General features: G+C 62.7%; 13 protein-coding genes and 7 tRNA genes. 6 read left to right on the top strand and 14 right to left on the bottom strand.

Going from position 1 to position 18,614, the window contains the following annotated elements:
* Positions 1–12 precede the first annotated feature (12 nt).
* A complete protein-coding gene (locus tag ACI2KG_RS20460; RefSeq protein WP_404663060.1) occupies positions 13–3,309 on the top strand; it encodes a PAS domain S-box protein in 3,297 nt (1,098 codons plus the stop codon).
* Between the two features lie 200 nt (positions 3,310–3,509).
* On the opposite strand, the gene ACI2KG_RS20455 is transcribed toward ACI2KG_RS20460, so the two are convergent.
* The 12 genes from ACI2KG_RS20455 to gltX form a co-directional block, all read right to left on the bottom strand.
* Positions 3,510–3,953, bottom strand: coding sequence for an Hsp20 family protein (locus ACI2KG_RS20455; protein WP_084785084.1), 444 nt, complete (start codon positions 3,951–3,953; stop codon positions 3,510–3,512).
* A gap of 233 nt (positions 3,954–4,186) precedes the next feature.
* Positions 4,187–5,158, bottom strand: coding sequence for a tRNA dihydrouridine synthase (locus tag ACI2KG_RS20450; RefSeq protein WP_404663059.1), 972 nt, complete (start codon positions 5,156–5,158; stop codon positions 4,187–4,189).
* Between the two features lie 51 nt (positions 5,159–5,209).
* Positions 5,210–5,644: a thioesterase family protein gene (locus ACI2KG_RS20445; RefSeq protein ID WP_046617041.1), complete on the bottom strand. Its 435-nt coding sequence runs from the start codon at positions 5,642–5,644 to the stop codon at positions 5,210–5,212.
* A gap of 215 nt (positions 5,645–5,859) precedes the next feature.
* The gene (locus ACI2KG_RS20440) at positions 5,860–6,693 is read right to left on the bottom strand and encodes an alpha/beta hydrolase (protein WP_404663058.1); all 834 of its coding nucleotides are present in this window, start codon (positions 6,691–6,693) and stop codon (positions 5,860–5,862) included.
* Positions 6,694–6,710: 17 nt separating this feature from the next.
* A complete protein-coding gene (locus ACI2KG_RS20435) occupies positions 6,711–7,250 on the bottom strand; it encodes a TetR/AcrR family transcriptional regulator (RefSeq protein WP_400617735.1) in 540 nt (179 codons plus the stop codon).
* 173 nt (positions 7,251–7,423) lie between these two features.
* Positions 7,424–7,499, bottom strand: a tRNA-Glu gene (locus ACI2KG_RS20430).
* A 72-nt stretch (positions 7,500–7,571) separates the two neighbouring features.
* Positions 7,572–7,647: transfer RNA gene (locus ACI2KG_RS20425), tRNA-Ala, on the bottom strand.
* Between the two features lie 62 nt (positions 7,648–7,709).
* A tRNA-Glu gene (locus ACI2KG_RS20420) sits at positions 7,710–7,785 on the bottom strand.
* A gap of 42 nt (positions 7,786–7,827) precedes the next feature.
* Positions 7,828–7,903: transfer RNA gene (locus ACI2KG_RS20415), tRNA-Ala, on the bottom strand.
* A gap of 53 nt (positions 7,904–7,956) precedes the next feature.
* A tRNA-Glu gene (locus ACI2KG_RS20410) sits at positions 7,957–8,032 on the bottom strand.
* Positions 8,033–8,104: 72 nt separating this feature from the next.
* Positions 8,105–8,180: transfer RNA gene (locus ACI2KG_RS20405), tRNA-Ala, on the bottom strand.
* 279 nt (positions 8,181–8,459) lie between these two features.
* Positions 8,460–9,941 (bottom strand): glutamate--tRNA ligase, encoded by a 1,482-nt coding sequence (gltX, locus tag ACI2KG_RS20400; RefSeq protein WP_404663057.1) that lies wholly within the window; start codon positions 9,939–9,941, stop codon positions 8,460–8,462.
* A 143-nt stretch (positions 9,942–10,084) separates the two neighbouring features.
* Between gltX and ACI2KG_RS20395 the strand changes: the two genes are divergently transcribed.
* Both ACI2KG_RS20395 and ACI2KG_RS20390 read left to right on the top strand, forming a co-directional pair.
* Positions 10,085–11,140 carry an HlyD family secretion protein gene (locus ACI2KG_RS20395; protein ID WP_404663056.1) on the top strand — a complete coding sequence of 352 codons (1,056 nt, stop codon included), beginning with the start codon at positions 10,085–10,087 and terminating at the stop codon, positions 11,138–11,140.
* Positions 11,141–11,189: 49 nt separating this feature from the next.
* Positions 11,190–12,680 carry an MDR family MFS transporter gene (locus ACI2KG_RS20390; RefSeq protein ID WP_404663113.1) on the top strand — a complete coding sequence of 497 codons (1,491 nt, stop codon included), beginning with the start codon at positions 11,190–11,192 and terminating at the stop codon, positions 12,678–12,680.
* 187 nt (positions 12,681–12,867) lie between these two features.
* Here the strand turns inward: ACI2KG_RS20390 and uvrB are convergent, their stop codons facing one another.
* On the bottom strand, positions 12,868–14,883 hold the full coding sequence (gene uvrB / locus ACI2KG_RS20385; protein WP_404663055.1) for an excinuclease ABC subunit UvrB: 2,016 nt from the start codon (positions 14,881–14,883) through the stop codon (positions 12,868–12,870).
* A gap of 287 nt (positions 14,884–15,170) precedes the next feature.
* Here uvrB and ACI2KG_RS20380 point away from each other — a divergent pair, with 287 nt between their 5' ends.
* The 3 genes from ACI2KG_RS20380 to ACI2KG_RS20370 all read left to right on the top strand — a co-directional run bounded on the left by ACI2KG_RS20380 (position 15,171) and on the right by ACI2KG_RS20370 (position 17,933).
* On the top strand, positions 15,171–16,367 hold the full coding sequence (locus ACI2KG_RS20380; protein ID WP_404663054.1) for an amino acid aminotransferase: 1,197 nt from the start codon (positions 15,171–15,173) through the stop codon (positions 16,365–16,367).
* Positions 16,368–16,429: 62 nt separating this feature from the next.
* Positions 16,430–16,505 (top strand) — tRNA-Asn (locus ACI2KG_RS20375).
* A gap of 114 nt (positions 16,506–16,619) precedes the next feature.
* Complete coding sequence (locus ACI2KG_RS20370) at positions 16,620–17,933, top strand: nucleoside deaminase (protein WP_404663053.1); 1,314 nt, start codon at positions 16,620–16,622, stop codon at positions 17,931–17,933.
* Here ACI2KG_RS20370 and ACI2KG_RS20365 read toward each other — a convergent pair.
* Positions 17,882–18,298 (bottom strand): cupin domain-containing protein, encoded by a 417-nt coding sequence (locus ACI2KG_RS20365; protein ID WP_404663052.1) that lies wholly within the window; start codon positions 18,296–18,298, stop codon positions 17,882–17,884. The genes ACI2KG_RS20370 and ACI2KG_RS20365 overlap by 52 nt on opposite strands.
* Positions 18,299–18,614: the final 316 nt, after the last annotated feature.

Below are 18,614 nucleotides of genomic sequence, written 5' to 3'. Positions count from 1 at the left end.
GGTCTGGTACCGATGCCCAAATCAGCAAACCGCTTTTTGCGCCTGCCGCGAATACCTGCGGCCGACCCCCAGGAGTCCGAACAAGCCTGGCAGAACGCCCCGCAGCTGCTGGCCGCGCTCAACGGCGCGCGCCTGGGTGCCTGGCTCTGGGATATCGAGAGTGGCCGGGTCAGCTGGTCGCGGGGCACCCAGGCCCTGTTCGGCTTCGACCCGCAGCGGCCACTGCCTGCCGATGTCGATTACCTCGACCTGCTGCCCGAGGAAGACCGCGCCCGCACGCGCCAGGTGTTCCAGGCCGTGTTCAACGGCGAACCGGTGGAACAGGCCATGCGCCACCGCATTCGCTGGCCGGACGGCAGCCTGCACTGGCTGGAGATCAACGGCAGCCTGACCCACGACCAGCACGGGCGGCCACAGATGATCGGGGTGATCCGTGAGATCACCCGCCAGCGCGAGCGGGAAACGGCGCTGATCAACTCGGAAAAGCGCTTCGCCACACTGTTTCACCTCAGCCCAAACGCCATTTTACTCACCCGCCGCCACGACGGCATGATCTTCGAGGTCAACCAGCACTTCGAAGACATGTTTGGCTGGCCCGGCAGCCAGGTGATCGGCAAGACCAGCCTGGAGCTGGGCCTGTGGGTCAACCCCGAGCAGCGCCACCAGGTGATGGAGTCGACCCGCGCCAGCGGCGGCCCACTGATTATGGAAGTGCAGTTCCGCGCCACCAGCGGCAAGGTTCACGACGGTATTCTGTGCACCCAGGGCATCGAACTGGAAGGCGTAACCTTCCTTATCAGCACTTTTGTCGACACCACCGAGCGCAAGCGCGCCGAGCAGGCCTTGAAGGACAGCCAGGAGCGTCTGGACCTGGCCCTGGACTCGGCGCAACTGGGCACCTGGGACTGGCACATTCCCAGCGGCATGCTTTACGGCTCGGCCCGTGCCGCACAGCTGCACGGCCTGCCGCCGATCCCCTTTCACGAATCGTTCGACGCGTTTTTCGAAGGCGTGCCGGAGCAAGAGCGCAACTCCATGCGTCAGGCCTACCGCAGCCTGCGTGAAGGGCCTGCCGGCAACTACCAGATCACCTACCGGGTGCAGCTGGAAAACGGCATTTCGCGCTACATCGAAAGCCGCGCGCGGCTGTACCGCGACGAACAGGGCAACCCGCTGCGCATGGCCGGCACCCTGCTCGACATCACCGACCAGGTGGAACGCGAGCAGCGCCTGAGCGCTTCGGAAGAGAAATTCGCCAGCCTGTTCCAGGTCAGCCCCGACCCGATCTGCGTTACCCGCCAGGACACCGGCCAGTTCATCGAGATCAACCCGGCCTTCACCCAGACCTTCGGCTGGGGCAGCGACCAGGTACTTGGCCGCACAGCCGAGGAAATCGGCCTGTGGGCCGAATCCATCGAGCGCGCGCAACGCATCGAGCGGGTGATTCGCGAACAGGCCCTGAGCAACGTCGCCGTGGTGGTCAACCACCGCAAGGGCGCGCCGCTGACCTGCGTGATTTCCAGCCGCCTGATCACTGTCGACGACCAGCCCTGCAGCGTCACCACCCTGCGCGACATCACCCAGCAGCAACGCGCCGAGGCCGCGCTCAAGTCCAGCGAAGAGAAGTTCGCCAAGGCTTTCCACTCCAGCCCCGACGCCATCACCATCACCGAGCGCCACAGCGGCCGCTATCTGGAAATCAACGACGGCTTCTGCCGCCTGACCGGGTACAGTGTCGCCGAAGTGGTCGGCCACACGGTGTACGAAATCGGCATCTGGGCCGACGACAAGCAACGCAGCGCGCTGCTGGCCGAACTGCGCGAGCGCGGCCGGGTGCACCACCGGGAGATGCTCGGGCGCAACAAGCGCGGCGACATCCTTACCGTGGAAGTATCGGTGGAGCCGATCACCCTCAACGAGGTGGAATGCCTGCTGCTCAATGCCCGCGACGTCAGCCAGTTGAAGAACGCCCAGGCGCAGATCCGCCACCTGGCCTACCACGACCCGCTGACCAACCTGCCCAACCGCGCCCTGCTGATGGACCGCCTGAGCCAGCAGATCGCCCTGCTCAAGCGCCACAACCTGCGTGGCGCCCTGTTGTTCCTCGACCTCGACCACTTCAAGCACATCAACGACTCGCTGGGCCACCCGGTGGGCGACACCGTGCTGAAGATCATCACTGCCCGCCTGGAAGCCAGCGTGCGCCTGGAGGACACCGTGGCACGCCTGGGTGGCGACGAGTTCGTGGTGCTGCTCAGCGGCCTGGAAGGCAGCCGCGAGTTGGTGGAAGAGAAAGTCCGCGAACTGGCCGACACCCTGCGCGAGTTGCTAGCCGAACCCATGTCGCTGGATGGCCAGCGCTTGCAGGTCACGCCGAGCATCGGCGTGGCGCTGATACCCGACCACGGTGCCACCCCGGCGGACCTGCTCAAGCGCGCCGATATTGCCCTGTACCGGGCCAAGGATTCCGGGCGCAACACCACACAGTTGTTCCACACCACCATGCAAAAGGCCGCCAGCGAGCGCCTGCGCATGGAAAACGACCTGCGCCTGGCCCTGGCCCGTGGCGAACTGGCGCTGCACTTCCAGCCGCAGGTGGATGCCCGCGACAACCGCATTGTCGGCGCCGAGGTGCTGCTGCGCTGGCACCACCCGCAACTGGGCCAGCAACCGCCGGCGCAATTCATCCAGGTACTGGAAGAAAGCGGCCTGATCCTTGAAGTTGGCAGCTGGATCCTTGACGAAGCCTGCGATGCCTGCGCGCGCATGCTGACCGACGGGCTGATCGACGCCGACGATTTCAGCCTGTGCGTGAACATCAGCCCGCGGCAGTTCCGCCAGAACGACTTTGTCGGGCGGGTGCTGCGCAGCCTTGATGACTACCGCCTGCCGCGGCAGATGCTGAAGCTGGAGATTACCGAAGGCATCGTTATCCAGAACCTGGAAGACACCATCAGCAAGATGCGCGAACTGAAGCGTTACGGGGTGAGTTTTGCCATGGATGACTTTGGCACAGGCTATTCCTCGCTGACGTACCTCAAGCGCCTGCCGGTAGATGCGCTGAAGATCGACCAGACGTTCGTGCGCGATGCCCCGATCGACCCCAACGATGCGGAAATCGTCCGCGCCATTGTCGCCATGGCCCGCAGCCTGGACCTGGCGGTGATTGCCGAAGGGGTAGAGCTGACTGAACAGCTGGAGTTTCTGGAGCGGCTGGGCTGCCACTTGTACCAGGGGTACCTGCACAGCCGGCCGTTGCCGCTGCAGGCGTTTCGGCAGATGTTGCTGGAGGCGCCGGCGGATTACTGAACCTGACGCGGTCCTAGTAGGAGCGGCCTTGCGTCGCGATGGGCTGCGCAGCAGCCCCGGCAATCTGTGCTGGGGCTGAGATTTTGGGGCCGCTGCGCGCCCCATCGCGACACAAGGCCGCTCCTACAGGGGGACCGCGTTGCATGGCTGACGGGCACAAAAAAGGGCACCCGAAGGTGCCCTTTTTCACATCAACGCGATCAGTTCAGCGCTGGTTTGTCGCCATTGATCGGGATGCGCTTGGCCTTGGCTTCTTCAGGCACGATGCGCAGCAGGTCGATACTGAGCAGGCCGTTGGCCAGGCCGGCGGCCTTGACCTCGATGTGGTCGGCCAGGCGGAACGACAGCTTGAAGGCGCGTTGCGCGATACCCTGGTGCAGGTAGGTCACTTCAGCGGCGCCATTGTCGCGCTTGCCACCGGTAACGGTCAGGACACCTTTTTCGACCTGCAGGTCGAGATCCTCTTCCTGGAAACCGGCTGCAGCCACCACGATGCGGTAGTGGTCATCACCATGCTTTTCCACGTTGTAGGGCGGGTAGCTGCTACCGGCCTCGTTACGTGCCGCGGATTCGAACAGGTCGTTGAAACGGTCGAAACCAACGGAGTGGCGGAACAGTGGAGCAAGAGAGAAAGCGGTAGTCATGGTCATAAACTCCTGAGATTCAGCAAGTAAGTCATTACGCGACCCGACTTCGGCATCGCGTACTCAAGAGATATGGCCGGGGTAAAAGCTTTCAAGGGCCAAGCAGAAAAAATTTGATTCTTGCGTTGGGTTTGATGGCCTAATCGCCGGCAAGCCAGCTCCCACAGGGACCCCACAGGCCTCGAAACCTGCAGCATTCCTGTGGGAGCTGGCTTGCCGGCGATTAGGCCCCATCAGGCAATACAAGCTTCAAAGGAAACCGCATCAACCCCAAGCAACCGGCTGATCCGCGCGCAATCATCTTCCCGCCGCAACTCGGCAAACAACACCACCGCCTCGGGATAACCGCGGGTCAGCATCGCCAGCCACTGTTTCATCCGCCCCGGCGCATAACGCGGCGACAGCTTGGCCTGGGCCTGGCGCCAGAACTCGCGCAGCAGCGGCAGCAGGTCCTCCCAGCTCATCGGCTGATACTCGCGGCCATCACGCGCCGCCGCAATCTGCAGGCCCAGGTCCGGGCGCGACACCAGCCCACGGCCGAGCATGATGTGTTCAGCGCCGCTGACCTCACGGCAGCGCCGCCAGTCATCCACGGTCCAGATCTCGCCATTGGCAAACACCGGCACCTTGACCACGTCCTGCACGCGCGCCACCCACTCCCAATGCGCCGGCGGCTTGTAACCCTCGGCTTTGGTCCGCGCATGCACCACCAGGTGCGCCGAACCGCCTTCGGCCAGTGCCGTGGCACATTCCAGCGCACCCTCGGGGCTGTCGAAGCCCAGGCGCATCTTCGAGGTTACCGGGATATGCGCCGGCACCGCGCGGCGTACCTCACGCACGATGGCGTGCAGCAGTTCCGGCTCCTTGAGCAGCACCGCGCCACCGCGCGACTTGTTCACGGTCTTGGCCGGGCAACCGAAGTTCAGGTCGATCACCGGCGCACCCAACTCACAGGCCAGTGCCGCGTTTTCTGCCAGGCATACCGGGTCCGAGCCCAGCAGTTGCACGCGCATCGGCACCCCGGCAGCCGTCAGCGCGCCCTGGCGCAGTTCGGGCGCCAGCTTGTGGAACGAGGCAGGCGGCAACAGGCGGTCGCACACGCGAATGAACTCGGTGACGCACCAGTCGATACCGCCCACGCGGGTCAGCACGTCGCGCAGGATGTTGTCGACCAGCCCCTCCATGGGGGCCAGGGCAATTTGCATGTCGGGGTCTCGGCGGAAAAAGCCGGCAGTCTAGCAAAAATTGCCGGTGTTTCAGGCGCCGATCAGCGCCGGGCCGTAACCGTCGAGGAATTCTGCCGGCATGCGCCGCGGTTTGCCGCTGGACAACTCGATGCAGGCGAAGGTGGTTTGCGCGCGCAGCAGGGTCACGCCGTCACGCGGGCGCTTGAGCTGGAAGCGCCGGGTCATGCGCAGGCGCTGGTCCCAGTCGATGATCCAGGTGGCCAGTTGCAGTTCGTCGTCTTCGTAGGCGGCGGCCAGGTAGTCGATTTCGTGGCGCACCACGGCCATGGCCCGGTCCAGCCGGCGGTATTCGGCCAGGTCCAGGCCCAGACGCTGGGAATGGCGCCAGGCACAGCGCTCCAGCCAGGTTACGTAGACCGCGTTGTTGGCGTGGCCGAGGCCGTCGATGTCCTCGCTGCCGACACGCAGGTCGATGACGAAGGGTGTTGCCAGGTCCCAGCTCATGTTCGCTTCCTTGGCACAAAAGGGAATTTAGCAGCGACCTGCGGGGCAATGTCCAGCCCTGGTGAGCCTGACGCGGTCGGTGTAGGAGCGGCCTTGTGTCGCGATGGGCTGCGCAGCAGCCCCAAAATCTCAGCTTCTGCACAGACTGTCGGGGCCGCTACGCGCCCCAATCGCGACACAAGGCCGCTCCTACACCGACCGTGCCAGGCCTGTAACTAGGCGCTTTGCCGCGCGGGCGCAGCCGCCCGGGCCAGTAATTCGAGCACGGCTTCACTCAGCCGCGGGTCGGCCAGCACACGCTGATGGCCGCCCGCCTCCAACACCATCAACCGGCTGTCGAACCAGGCCTTGTGAATAATGTGGGCCTCATCGGCCGACACCAGTGCATCATCGGCGGCATGCACCACCAACCCCGGCAACTCCAACTGGTAACCGCTGACATCCAGCCGCGCAATTTGCATGCCCACATCGCGCTCCACCTGGCGAATGAACGCCGCCCGTGCCCGCGCAGGCATGCCAAGGCGATGGGCAAAACCACGCAGCACGCCCAGCAACCGCGCCGGGGCAGCAATGCTCACCGCCGCCTCCGTGCGCAGCCCCATCTGCAAGGCCAGCAACACACTGGCACCGCCCATCGAATGGCCAATCACCGCACGCAATGGCGGCAGCTCGGCAGCAGCTTCCAGCAGTGCCCGGGCAAACAGCACCACATGTGCCTGCTCACCCGGCGAACGGCCATGCGCCGGGCCTTCCAGCGAGACCACGGTGTGCCCCGCATGGACCAGGGTTTCGATCAAGGCCGCAAACTGGGTCGGGCGCCCCTCCCAACCGTGCATCAGCAACACAGTCGGCCCTTGGCCCCAGCGCAAGGCCGACAGGCCAAAACGCAGGGTGATGCGCTCGGCGCTGGCCAGCATGGGCAACTCCCACTGGCGCGGCGGCAGGTTGCGTGGGGTCAGGAAAAAACGGCGCATCTTGCCCGCGACATGCTCGGGGGCCAGGCGGCCCAAGGTGCCATTGACACCGCGAATCCAGCTCAACGTGGTCATCGCCATGCTCCAGGTATTCATACCACCGCCGATTTGGCGGCGCGCAGAATACGGTCAGAAAGTTCGTTGCTACCCAAAGCACGCGCCAAGGCAATTCCACCGACCATCAGCGCCAGGTCAGCCAGCGCCTTGTCGGCATCTTCAGGGCGGTCAACCATGGCAGCGGTCATCAGTTCGATGTGCTCGGCCAGCACATCACGGAATACCTCTGGCAGGCGCTGCATCTCGCCCAGCGAGTTGGGCAGCGGGCAGGCATGCACTTCGGCGTCACGGTGCTTGCGCGACAGGTAGAACGCGCCGACCAACGCCCGGCGCTCAGCGCCATCAAGGTTCGGGTCGACCTGGGCAAGCAGCTCCCGACGCTCGCCCAGCAACTGGCGGAAGGCTTCGAGCATCAGTTCGTCCTTGCTGTCGAAGTGGGCATAGAAGCCACCTACGGTCAGGCCTGCAGCTCCCATCACCTGGCTGACACTCGGCTCGGCCGGGCCATGCTGGATCAGCGCACTGCGCGCCGCTTGCAGGATGCGTTCGCGGGTTCTGCTCTTCTTGTCGCTCATAAGGCACTCGCCAAGCAAAAATATGATGATCGAAATATTATTCCTATCATATTTTTTGGCAAGCAGAATCTGCGTCCGTTGGTCGACGGCGGAGTTTTTGAGAGGGTAGAAAAACAAAAGGCCCATTCAATAATCGAATGAGCCTTCAAAGTCCCGCAAAACGCGGGTAAAAATGGCGTCCCCTAGGGGACTCGAACCCCTGTTACCGCCGTGAAAGGGCGGTGTCCTAGGCCACTAGACGAAGGGGACGTAACCTTCGCGAAGATCCACTTGCGTGAACCCTGGCAGAAATGGTGGAACTTAAATTGGTGGAACTTAAATTGGTGGAGCTAAGCGGGATCGAACCGCTGACCTCCTGCATGCCATGCAGGCGCTCTCCCAGCTGAGCTATAGCCCCGAAACAAAAGGCTCATCAATAATCGACGAGCCTTTTTAAGCCCTGCAAAACGCAGGAAAAAGTGGCGTCCCCTAGGGGACTCGAACCCCTGTTACCGCCGTGAAAGGGCGGTGTCCTAGGCCACTAGACGAAGGGGACGTAACCTTCGTGCCGATCCGCTTACGCGAACCGCGGCAAAATTGGTGGAGCTAAGCGGGATCGAACCGCTGACCTCCTGCATGCCATGCAGGCGCTCTCCCAGCTGAGCTATAGCCCCGGATTTTTAGCCTCGCGGCCCAGCGACATAATGAAACATCGCTTGTGCAAAACTGGCGTCCCCTAGGGGACTCGAACCCCTGTTACCGCCGTGAAAGGGCGGTGTCCTAGGCCACTAGACGAAGGGGACGAACCTTCTTACCTTCAAGACCCGGTTGCTGGACCCGGTCTTGCTTACCAGCCATGGCTGCTAAGCGGAATTTGGTGGAGCTAAGCGGGATCGAACCGCTGACCTCCTGCATGCCATGCAGGCGCTCTCCCAGCTGAGCTATAGCCCCACAATGTCGCTTTGAACCGAATCGCTGGCTGGGTGCCTGGCGTTTCGTTTTCGTTCATCGCTGTGGACGGGGCGCATATTAAGATCGGATTGCAGGGCTGTCAAACGAATTTTCAAAAATAATCAAAAAATTTTTCACAGATAACAATCACTTACCGCCCTGCCCCCTCTAAAAGCGGAACAGTGAGCCCTGAGGGGGCGGGTTTATCCGCGAATGCGGCGGTGCACGCACCATCGTATTCGCGGGTAAACCCGCTCCTACAGGATTTGGGGAATGCTGTCAGGCAATCGACGCCAGCAGCTTTTCCCACTCTTTGTTTTCTTTCTTCGACACGCCACCCAGCAGGTCCAGGGCCTGGCGCAGGCGGTAGCGGGTCAGGTCGGGGCCGAGGATTTCCATGGCGTCCAGTACCGATACCGAGCTCGCCTGGCCAGTGATAGCGGCGAACATCAGCGGCATGGCGTCACGCAGCTTCAGCTCCAGCGCCTCGACCACGGCCTGGATGCAACCGGTGATGCGCTCTTTTTCCCACTGACGCAGGCTTTCGAGCTTCCACAGGATCAGCTGGATCACCTGGCGCACCTGGTCGGCCGACAGTTTCTTGCTTTCGAACAGCTTGGCATCCAGCTTCAGCGCGCCTTCGAAGAAGAACCCGCCCAGCGGCGCAACCTGGCTGAAGGTTTCCACCCGGCCCTGCACGTGCGGTGCGATCTTCATCATGTAGTCGCTGTTGAACGCCCACTTCTGCAGGCGCGTGGCGAATTCTTCGAGGGGCAGCTCGCGCAGCCACTGCCCATTGAGCCAGGACAGTTTTTCGATGTCGAAGATCGGGCCACCCAGCGAGATACGCGACAGGTCGAAGTGCTCGACCATTTCCGCCAGCGAGAACTTCTCGCGCTCGTCCGGCATCGACCAGCCCATGCGGCCCAGGTAGTTGAGCATCGCTTCAGGCATGAAGCCCATGCGCTCGTAGAAGGTGACCGAGGTCGGGTTCTTGCGCTTGGACAGCTTGGACTTGTCCGGGTTACGCAGCAGCGGCATGTAGCACAGCTTGGGCTGCTCCCAGCCGAAGTACTCGTACAGCTTGATCAGCTTGGGCGCCGACGGCAGCCACTCTTCGCCACGCAGCACATGGGTGATGCCCATCAGGTGGTCGTCGACCACGTTGGCCAGGAAGTACGTCGGCAGGCCGTCGTTCTTCATCAGCACCTGCATGTCCATGCGGTCCCACGGGATTTCGACATCGCCACGCAGCATGTCCGGCACCACGCAGATACCTTCGCTCGGCACCTTCATGCGGATCACGTGCGGCTCGCCAGCGTCCAGGCGGCGCTGTACTTCTTCGGCGCTCAGCAACAGCGCGCGGCCGTCGTAGCGTGGGGTTTCGCCACGGGCTTGTTGTTCGGCGCGCATCTGCTCCAGCTCTTCGGCGGTGCAGAAGCAGTAGAAGGCGTGGCCGGCGTCAACCAGCTCCTTGGCGTACTTGGCGTAGATCTCGCCACGCTCGCTCTGCCGGTACGGGCCGTGCGGGCCGCCGACGTCCGGGCCTTCGTTCCATTCGATGCCAAGCCAGCGCAGGGCGTCGAAGATCTGCTGCTCCGACTCGCGCGTGGAGCGCAACTGGTCGGTGTCTTCGATGCGCAGGATGAACTCACCGCCGTGCTGCTTGGCAAAGCAGTAGTTGAACAGGGCGATGTAGGCAGTGCCGACATGGGGGTCGCCGGTAGGCGATGGCGCGATACGCGTGCGTACGGTGGTCATGGAGAGTCTCGAACGAAAGATGAAACAAAGGCGGAATGGTAGCAGGTGGCGGGCACCGGGCTCCAGCAATGGCGCGAACGTCACTTGTCGACAGCCCCTGCGGCGCTGTTAAATTTATTTACATTTCTGGAACCCTAGCCCCCATGCCTGCCCAACTCAAACGCCGCCTGGCGATCTTCTTCACCTTGGTGGCCATCATCGCCCTCGCCTTCCTGGCCCACTGGTACTTCAAGGGCCGCTTCTACGAGAGCACCGACAACGCCTACGTGCAGGGCGAAATCACCCGCATTTCCAGCCAGCTCGGCGCCCGAATCGACAGCGTGCCGGTCGAGGACAACCAGCATGTCAACCAAGGCGACCTGCTGGTGCGCCTGGAGGCTGCCGATTTCGAGCTGGCGATCGAGCGCGCCCGTGCTGCCCTGGCCACCCGCGAAGCCGAGTATGCCCAGGCGCAAAGCCGCCTGACCCAGCAAGGCAGCCTGATCGCCGCCGGTCAGGCCCAGGTGGCGGCCAACCAGGCCACCTTCGACCGCTCACGGCTGGACCTGAGCCGCGCAGAAAAACTGCGCAAGCCGGGTTATGTTTCCGAAGAGCGGGTCACCACCCTCTCGGCCGACAGCCATGTCGCCGGCTCCCAGGTGGACAAAGCTCGCGCCGACCTGCAAAGCCAGCGCCAGCAAGTCAACGCGCTGAATGCCGAGCTCAAGCGCCTCGATGCGCAAATCACCAACGCCCGCGCCGACCTGGCCCAGGCCGAACTGAACCTGACCCGCTGCGAAATCCGCGCGCCCATCAGCGGCACCATCGGCCAGCGCAATGCGCGCAATGGCCAGGTGGTGCAGGCCGGCGCCTACCTGCTGTCGATCGTGCCCGACGAAGACATCTGGGTGCAGGCTAACTTCAAGGAAACCCAAATTGGCCACATGCAGCCGGGCCAGCGCGCCGAACTGTTGTTCGACAGCTACCCCGACACACCCATCGAAGCCCGCGTCGACAGCCTGTTCGCCGCCTCGGGCGCGCAGTTCAGCCTGCTGCCGCCGGACAACGCCACCGGCAACTTCACCAAGGTAGTACAGCGCATCCCGGTAAAGCTCACCTTCCGCGCCGACAACCCCCTGCATGGGCGCATCCGCCCGGGCATGTCGGTCACCGCCACTGTCGACCTGCGCAACCAGGACGAAGGCCACGATGGCCGGTGATCAGCTGCTGCGCCCCACGGCGGAGCCCACCCGTCGCGACTGGATCGCAGTGATGAGCGTGATGCTCGGCGCCTTCATGGCGGTACTGGACATCCAGATCACCAACTCCTCACTCAAGGACATCCAGGGCGCGCTGTCGGCCACCCTGGAAGAAGGCTCGTGGATTTCCACCTCGTACCTGGTGGCGGAAATCATCATGATCCCGCTGACCGCCTGGCTGGTGCAGCTGCTGTCGGCGCGGCGGCTGGCGGTGTGGGTTTCCGCCGGTTTCCTGCTGTCGTCGTTGCTGTGCTCGATGGCCTGGAACCTGGAAAGCATGATCCTGTTCCGCGCCTTGCAGGGCTTTACCGGCGGCGCGCTGATCCCGCTGGCCTTCACCCTGACCCTGATCAAGCTGCCCGAACACCACCGTGCAAAGGGCATGGCGATGTTCGCCATGACCGCCACCTTCGCCCCGTCCATCGGCCCCACCCTGGGTGGCTGGCTAACCGAGAACTGGGGCTGGGAGTACATCTTCTACATCAACATCCCGCCGGGCCTGGTGATGATCGCTGGCTTGCTGTACGGGCTGGAAAAAAAGGAGGCGCACTGGGAGCTGCTGAAAAGCACGGACTACGCGGGCATCATCACCCTGGGCGTGGGCCTGGGCTGCCTGCAGGTGTTTCTGGAAGAAGGCCACCGCAAGGACTGGCTGGAATCGCAATTGATCGTCGGCCTGGGCAGTGTTGCGCTGGTCAGCCTGATCACCTTTGTGATCCTGCAGTTTTCCAAGCCACACCCGTTGATCAATTTGCGAATTCTCGGCAACCGCAACTTCGGCCTTTCGAGCATCGCCAGTCTGGGCATGGGCGTGGGGCTGTACGGGTCGATCTACCTGCTGCCGCTGTACTTGGCGCAGGTGCAGGGCTACAACGCGCTGCAGATCGGCGAGGTAATCATGTGGATGGGGGTTCCGCAGCTGTTCCTGATCCCGCTGGTGCCGCAGCTGATGAAGGTGATTGCGCCCAAAGTGCTGTGTGCGCTGGGGTTCTGCCTGTTCGGCGCTGCCAGTTTCGGCTCGGGGCTGCTCAACCCGGACTTTGCCGGGCCACAGTTCAACCAGATCCAGATCATCCGCGCGCTTGGCCAGCCGATGATCATGGTGACCATTTCGTTGATTGCCACGGCGTATATCCAGCAACAGGATGCCGGGTCGGCGTCGAGCCTGTTCAATATCCTGCGTAACCTGGGCGGGGCAATTGGCATTGCCTTGCTGGCCACCCTGCTGGATGCGCGGACCAAGGTGTATTTCGATTACCTGCGCGAAGCGGTGGTGCCGAACAACCCGCAGGTGGCGGAGCGCCTGGCGCAACTGGCGGAGCGTTTAGGCAGTGACAATGCAGCACTGGGCAAATTGAGTGAGATTACCCACCAGCAGGCGTTGATCATGGCTTACAACGATGCCTTCCATTTTGTCGGCATTGGCTTGGCGGTGAGCATGGTGGCGGTGTTGTTGACCCGCAAGTTGCCGCAGGGGGTGAAGGCCGGGGAAGCCCATTAAGCCAATTTCAGCTGCTGCGCGGTCTCTTGTAGGAGCGGCCTTGTGTCGCGATGGGGCGCGCAGCGGTCCCAGGATTTGTGCCTTAAGCTGAAATTTCCGGGGCTGCTGCGCAGCCCTATCGCGACACAAGGCCGCTCCTACAGGGACCGCGCAGCCCTTGAGGGTAGCGGTACTTCCGCTAAGAGAATCAGCTGGTGATCAAGCGCTCGCGCAGTTGTGTGATTTCGTCGCGCAGCTGCGCCGCAGCCTCGAACTCCAGGTCGCGGGCAAACTGCATCATCTTCTCTTCCAGCTGCTTGATACGCTTGGTGATCTCGCCCGGCGTGCGCAGTTCGGCTTCGTAACGGGCGCTCTCTTCTGCCGCCTTGGCCATGCCCTTGCGCTTCTTGCTGCGCGCGCCGGGCACGGTGGCGCCTTCCATGATGTCGGTGATGTCCTTGACCACACCCTTGGGCACGATGCCATTGGCTTCGTTGAAGGCGATCTGCTTCTCGCGGCGGCGCTCGGTTTCGTCGATCGCGCGCTGCATCGAGCCGGTGATGTTGTCGGCATACAGGATTGCCCGGCCATTGAGGTTACGCGCCGCACGGCCAATGGTCTGGATCAGCGAGCGCTCGGAGCGCAGGAAGCCTTCCTTGTCGGCATCGAGAATGGCCACCAGCGACACTTCAGGCATGTCCAAACCTTCACGCAGCAAGTTGATCCCCACCAGCACGTCGAAGGTACCCAGGCGCAGGTCGCGGATGATCTCCACCCGCTCCACGGTATCGATGTCCGAATGCAGGTAGCGCACCCGCACATCGTGATCGGCCAGGTAATCACTGAGGTCCTCGGCCATGCGCTTGGTCAGCGTGGTAGCCAGTACCCGCTCGCCCGCGGCGACACGCTTGCGGATCTCCGACAGCAAGTCATCGACCTGGGTCAGCGCCGGGCGAATCTCGACCTGCGGGTCGACCAGCCCGGTCGGGCGCACCACCTGCTCCACCACGCGCCCGGCGTGCTCGGCCTCGTAGGGCCCCGGGGTGGCGGAGACGAAGATGGTCTGCGGGCTGACATCTTCCCATTCGTCGAAACGCATGGGCCGGTTATCCAGCGCCGACGGTAGGCGGAAGCCGTACTCGACCAGGGTTTCCTTGCGTGAGCGGTCGCCTTTGTACATGGCACCGACCTGCGGCACGCTGACGTGGGACTCGTCGATCACCAGCAGCGCATCGGGCGGCAGGTAGTCGTACAGCGTCGGCGGTGGAGCCCCGGCCGGGCGCCCGGACAGGTAGCGCGAGTAGTTCTCGATGCCGTTGCAGTAACCCAGCTCCATGATCATTTCCAGGTCGAAGCGGGTGCGCTGCTCCAGGCGCTGGGCTTCGACCAGCTTGTTGGCCTTGTGCAGGTACTCCAGGCGATCCTTGAGCTCTTCCTTGATGCCCTCCACCGCCTCCAGCAAGGTTTCCCGCGGGGTGACGTAGTGGCTCTTGGGGTAGAAGGTGAACCGCGGCAGCTTGCGGAAAACTTCGCCGGTCAGCGGGTCGAAGGCGGCAATGTTCTCCACTTCGTCATCGAACAGTTCGATGCGGATCGCCTCCAGGTCCGACTCGGCCGGGAAGATGTCGATCACATCACCGCGCACGCGGAAGGTGGCACGGGCAAAGTCCATTTCGTTGCGGGTGTATTGCAGGTCGGCCAGGCGGCGCAGCAGCGCGCGCTGGTCGAGCTTGTCGCCGCGGTCGACGTGCAGGACCATTTTCAGGTAGGTCTCGGGGCTGCCCAGGCCATAGATGCACGACACGGTGGTGACGATGATCGCATCGCGCCGCTCCAGCAGCGCCTTGGTCGCCGAAAGGCGCATCTGCTCGATGTGGTCGTTGATCGAGGCGTCCTTCTCGATGAAGGTGTCCGACGACGGCACGTAGGCTTCCGGCTGGTAGTAGTCGTAATAGGAAACGAAGTACTCCACCGCGTTGTGGGGGAAAAATGCCTTGAACTCGCCGTACAGCTGCGCGGCCAGGGTCTTGTTCGGTGCCAGCACCAAGGTCGGGCGCTGCACCTGTGCGATGACATTGGCGATGCTGAAGGTCTTGCCCGAGCCGGTCACCCCGAGCAGCGTCTGGTGCGACAGCCCCGCCTCGATGCCTTCGACCATCTGGCGGATGGCCTCGGGCTGGTCGCCGGCCGGCTGGAAACGGGTGACGAGCTGAAACTCGGACATGACGGACCTCGCGGTGCTGCAGCAACTGTAAATTTAGCCAGTAGTCTATACGCAAATGCGCCCGCCAGGGGGCGCTTTCAAGGTACACCTGTCAACGGGTATTACGGTGGACCGGGCAATTAGACCAATGGTCAAAAAATATTTGCGCAAATCGCCGCAAAAGGTGCGCCAGAGTGTCGCGGTGACCGGTCGGTATCACTATACTGACTCCCCGTTTGTGCACCGCTTCAGTGCATTCGGCTGGAGCGTGTACGCCCTATCACTCTCCAATCAGAGCCGAAGTAACAATGAGCCTGTTTTCCGCTGTCGAGCTGGCACCCCGCGACCCTATCCTGGGCCTCAACGAAGCATTCAACGCCGACCCACGTACCGACAAGGTCAACCTGGGCGTGGGCGTGTACTGCAATGAGGAAGGCCGCATTCCGCTGCTGCGCGCCGTGATCGAAGCCGAGACCCAGCGTGCTGCCCAGCACGCCTCGCGCGGCTACCTGCCGATCGACGGTATCGCGACCTACGACCAGGCCGTGCAAACGCTGCTGTTCGGCGCCGAATCGCCACTGCTGGCCGCTGGCCGCGTGGTCACCGTGCAGGCCGTCGGGGGTACTGGCGCACTGAAGATCGGTGCCGACTTCCTCAAGCGTATCTCGCCGAACGCCGTGGTTGCCATCAGCGACCCGAGCTGGGAAAACCACCGCGCACTGTTCGAATCTGCTGGCTTCCCGGTGCAGACCTACCGCTATTACGACGCGCCGACCAACGACGTCAACCGCGCCGGCATGCTCGAAGACCTCAACGCCCTGCCATCCGGCTCGATCGTGGTACTGCACGCCTGCTGCCACAACCCGACTGGCGTCGACCTGACGCTGGAAGACTGGAAAAACGTGCTGGAAGTGGTCAAGGCCAAGGGCCACGTACCGTTCCTCGACATGGCCTACCAGGGCTTTGGTGACGGTATCGCCGAAGACGCCTTCGCCGTGCGCCTGTTCGCAGAGTCCGGCCTGGAGTTCTTCGTTTCCAGCTCGTTCTCCAAGTCGTTCTCGCTGTACGGCGAGCGCGTGGGCGCACTGTCGGTGGTCACCGCCTCGAAAGACGAGAGCACCCGCGTGCTGTCGCAGGTCAAGCGCGTGATCCGCACCACTTACTCCAACCCGCCAACCCACGGCGCAACCATCGTTGCCACCGTGCTGAACAGCGCCGAACTGCGCCAGATGTGGGAAACCGAGCTGGCCGAAATGCGCGAGCGCATTCACGGCATGCGCAAGCAGATGGTTTCGCTGCTGGCCGAATACGGCGCCACCCGCGACTTCAGCTTCGTCGGTCGCCAGGTCGGCATGTTCTCCTACTCGGGCCTGACCGTAGAGCAGGTCGCCCGCCTGAAGAACGATTTCGGCATCTACGCCCTGGACACCGGCCGCATCGCCGTGGCCGCGCTGAACCAGAGCAACATTCACGTGGTCACCAAGGCCATCGTGGAAGTGCTGTAACTGCTTGATTTGTCAGGGGGCGGCTTGACTTCCCCCAGATAATCAGTAAGATACGCGCAGATTCCGCGATAGCTCAGTCGGTAGAGCAAATGACTGTTAATCATTGGGTCCCTGGTTCGAGTCCAGGTCGCGGAGCCAAATACTGAAACCTCCAGGTGCGTCAGCATTTGGAGGTTTTTTTGTGGGCTTCCTTTACGCCCACGAACTCATGGTTACTGTATCGTCTAAACCTTTTGACGAGTACAAGCCTGCATGTCAGCCAACGATTTCGCCCTCGACGCCCAGCAAGCGGTGGCCATCAGCGCCCGGCAAGCCCTGCTCGCCGACCACCAGGGCACCTTTGCAGTGGGCGGCTGCATCATCGAAAACGCCACTGGCAAAATAGTGGTCGCCCTGCACAATCAGGTGCTCAAGCCCTTCGCGGGGAGCCAGGCACAACCGCCCTACCGGCTCCATGACCCGACGGCACACGGCGAACGGCAACTGGTCGACTGGTATTATGACAATCAGCACGCACTTGGCCTTCCCCCCACCCATGAACTGACCGTCATTACGTCACTCGACCCCTGTGCAATGTGCGCGGGGGCGTTGATCACGGCCGGCTTCAACGTAGCGGTAAGTGCGCACGATAGCTTTGCCGGAATCAATTATAACGGCCGCTTCGATTTCCCAAGCTTGCCTGCAGGGCCGCGATTGCGCGCACAAGCCAGGTGGGGTTACTACGCCGTTGGCACCCCGTGGGACCGTGGCTACGTGGGTTCAGTGAACGGGCCAGTCTATGCTGGCGAATGCATCGACGCAGCGACCCTGAGCCTTACCCGCTCCGTATTCGAAGCCAGCGTCAACCTGGTGCATGACGAAAGCAGCAGCACGGGCTTGACCCCTTCTGCGTTGAAAGACCCGGCCACCCTGCCCGCCTTGAGCACGGTACGCCAAGCCCTGGAAAGCCTGAGCCGGTGGAGCCTGCGCGTAAAAAGCGAAAACCCGCGCATACCTGGCCTCGAACTGGCCGAACCGCTGCTGGACACTGCCCTGCAGAGCGTATCGGGTAATGCCGTAGCCATGCTGGACCCGTTCGGCAATCTACTGGCGTGCCTGGCCGGGGCAGAACAGCGCTCCCCCATACGTACTGCTTTCATGGAGACCACGCGCAGTTACGCTGCTTTGCGCTGGCGACTGATGAACTACGAAGAATCGGCTGTTCGAGACGAAGCGCTTCAATACCTGCCTCACCCACGTCACTGCACGTTCATCCTGTTGCGCTTTCCAAACCCCGCCGAGAGCGAAGCAGTCATGACGCTGGGCGCATATGGCTCCACTGTAGAACGACACACGCTACCGTCATTTCCTTCCAGCCTGCAGTACGTAATGCTCCCTGCCGGCTGCACCGCCAAGGCTGTAGCCCAACTGGCACAACGCCTACCGCCGTTCTATACCAGCAACGTTGAGGTTGCGCCTTGTCAGGTACACGATGAGGCTTTGATCGAGGCAGTATCCAGCGGCCTGGCTCAGGCTCAGCGTGCTGAACCGGTTGCCGAAAGGGGTATGGTGACTTCGCGCCCCTGATCGACCAGGCTCCAGACCAGCAGCTTGGCTGGCTGGGTCTTGCTGGCGTTGCGCGACACACTGTGCACGGTGCCGGGTGCTTCGTACCAGTATTCTCCGGCCTTGTAGGTTTTCTCCGGCTCGTCATTCAGCTTCGATACCACCGCCCCTTCCAGTACGTAGGCCATGACGGCGCCTGGGTGCTGGTGGGCGGGTGAAGCTTCGCCGGGGGCGTAGCTGACGGTGAGCATGACGGCGGTTTTACCTGGGGCGTTGGAGGGCTGCTGTTGCTGCAGGACCTTGACCTGGTCGGCGACATCGCCGTGGGCCCAAGCTGGGGTCTGGGCGGCGAGCAGGGCGAAAAGGAAGATGGCTAAGGGTTTCATGGGCTTTTTCCTGGAGGGCAGATGCCTGCAGGTTAGGCCCTGAGGGGCTGATGACAAATGGCCAATCCGGGGGAAATGCAGGGGGCCGATTTTTCGCCTGTGCCGGCCTCTTCGCGGGTAAACCCGCTCCCACAGGTACGGTGGCCCACTCTGGGCCTGTGAAATATCTGTGGGAGCTGGCTTGCCGGCGATTGGGCTGCACAGCAGCCCCAGAGATTTCAGGAGGGTGTCAGAAATTTTGTGTTCGGGCATAACATGAGTAAGAGGTGCATGTATGCCAACCAAAAAGAAAACCTTGCGTGACCTGCCCAAAATT

The sequence above is a fragment of the Pseudomonas sp. NPDC089407 genome, from assembly GCF_044900445.1.
Taxonomy (GTDB): Bacteria; Pseudomonadota; Gammaproteobacteria; order Pseudomonadales; family Pseudomonadaceae; genus Aquipseudomonas.
The sequence above is the reverse complement of the archived record's forward strand: the minus strand, read 5'-3'. Positions and strand labels throughout refer to the sequence as shown.

Coding starts and splice junctions, on each gene's coding strand:
- gltX (WP_404663057.1), bottom strand. CDS start 9,941: ATGACCACCGTACGCACGCGTATCGCGCCATCGCCTACCGGCGACCCC.
- ACI2KG_RS20455 (WP_084785084.1), bottom strand. CDS start 3,953: ATGACTACCGCTTTCTCTCTTGCTCCACTGTTCCGCCACTCCGTTGGT.
- uvrB (WP_404663055.1), bottom strand. CDS start 14,883: ATGTCCGAGTTTCAGCTCGTCACCCGTTTCCAGCCGGCCGGCGACCAG.
- ACI2KG_RS20395 (WP_404663056.1), top strand. CDS start 10,085: ATGCCTGCCCAACTCAAACGCCGCCTGGCGATCTTCTTCACCTTGGTG.
- ACI2KG_RS20445 (WP_046617041.1), bottom strand. CDS start 5,644: ATGAGCTGGGACCTGGCAACACCCTTCGTCATCGACCTGCGTGTCGGC.
- ACI2KG_RS20365 (WP_404663052.1), bottom strand. CDS start 18,298: ATGAAACCCTTAGCCATCTTCCTTTTCGCCCTGCTCGCCGCCCAGACC.
- ACI2KG_RS20380 (WP_404663054.1), top strand. CDS start 15,171: ATGAGCCTGTTTTCCGCTGTCGAGCTGGCACCCCGCGACCCTATCCTG.
- ACI2KG_RS20435 (WP_400617735.1), bottom strand. CDS start 7,250: ATGAGCGACAAGAAGAGCAGAACCCGCGAACGCATCCTGCAAGCGGCG.
- ACI2KG_RS20370 (WP_404663053.1), top strand. CDS start 16,620: ATGTCAGCCAACGATTTCGCCCTCGACGCCCAGCAAGCGGTGGCCATC.
- ACI2KG_RS20450 (WP_404663059.1), bottom strand. CDS start 5,158: ATGCAAATTGCCCTGGCCCCCATGGAGGGGCTGGTCGACAACATCCTG.
- ACI2KG_RS20460 (WP_404663060.1), top strand. CDS start 13: ATGCCCAAATCAGCAAACCGCTTTTTGCGCCTGCCGCGAATACCTGCG.
- ACI2KG_RS20440 (WP_404663058.1), bottom strand. CDS start 6,693: ATGACCACGTTGAGCTGGATTCGCGGTGTCAATGGCACCTTGGGCCGC.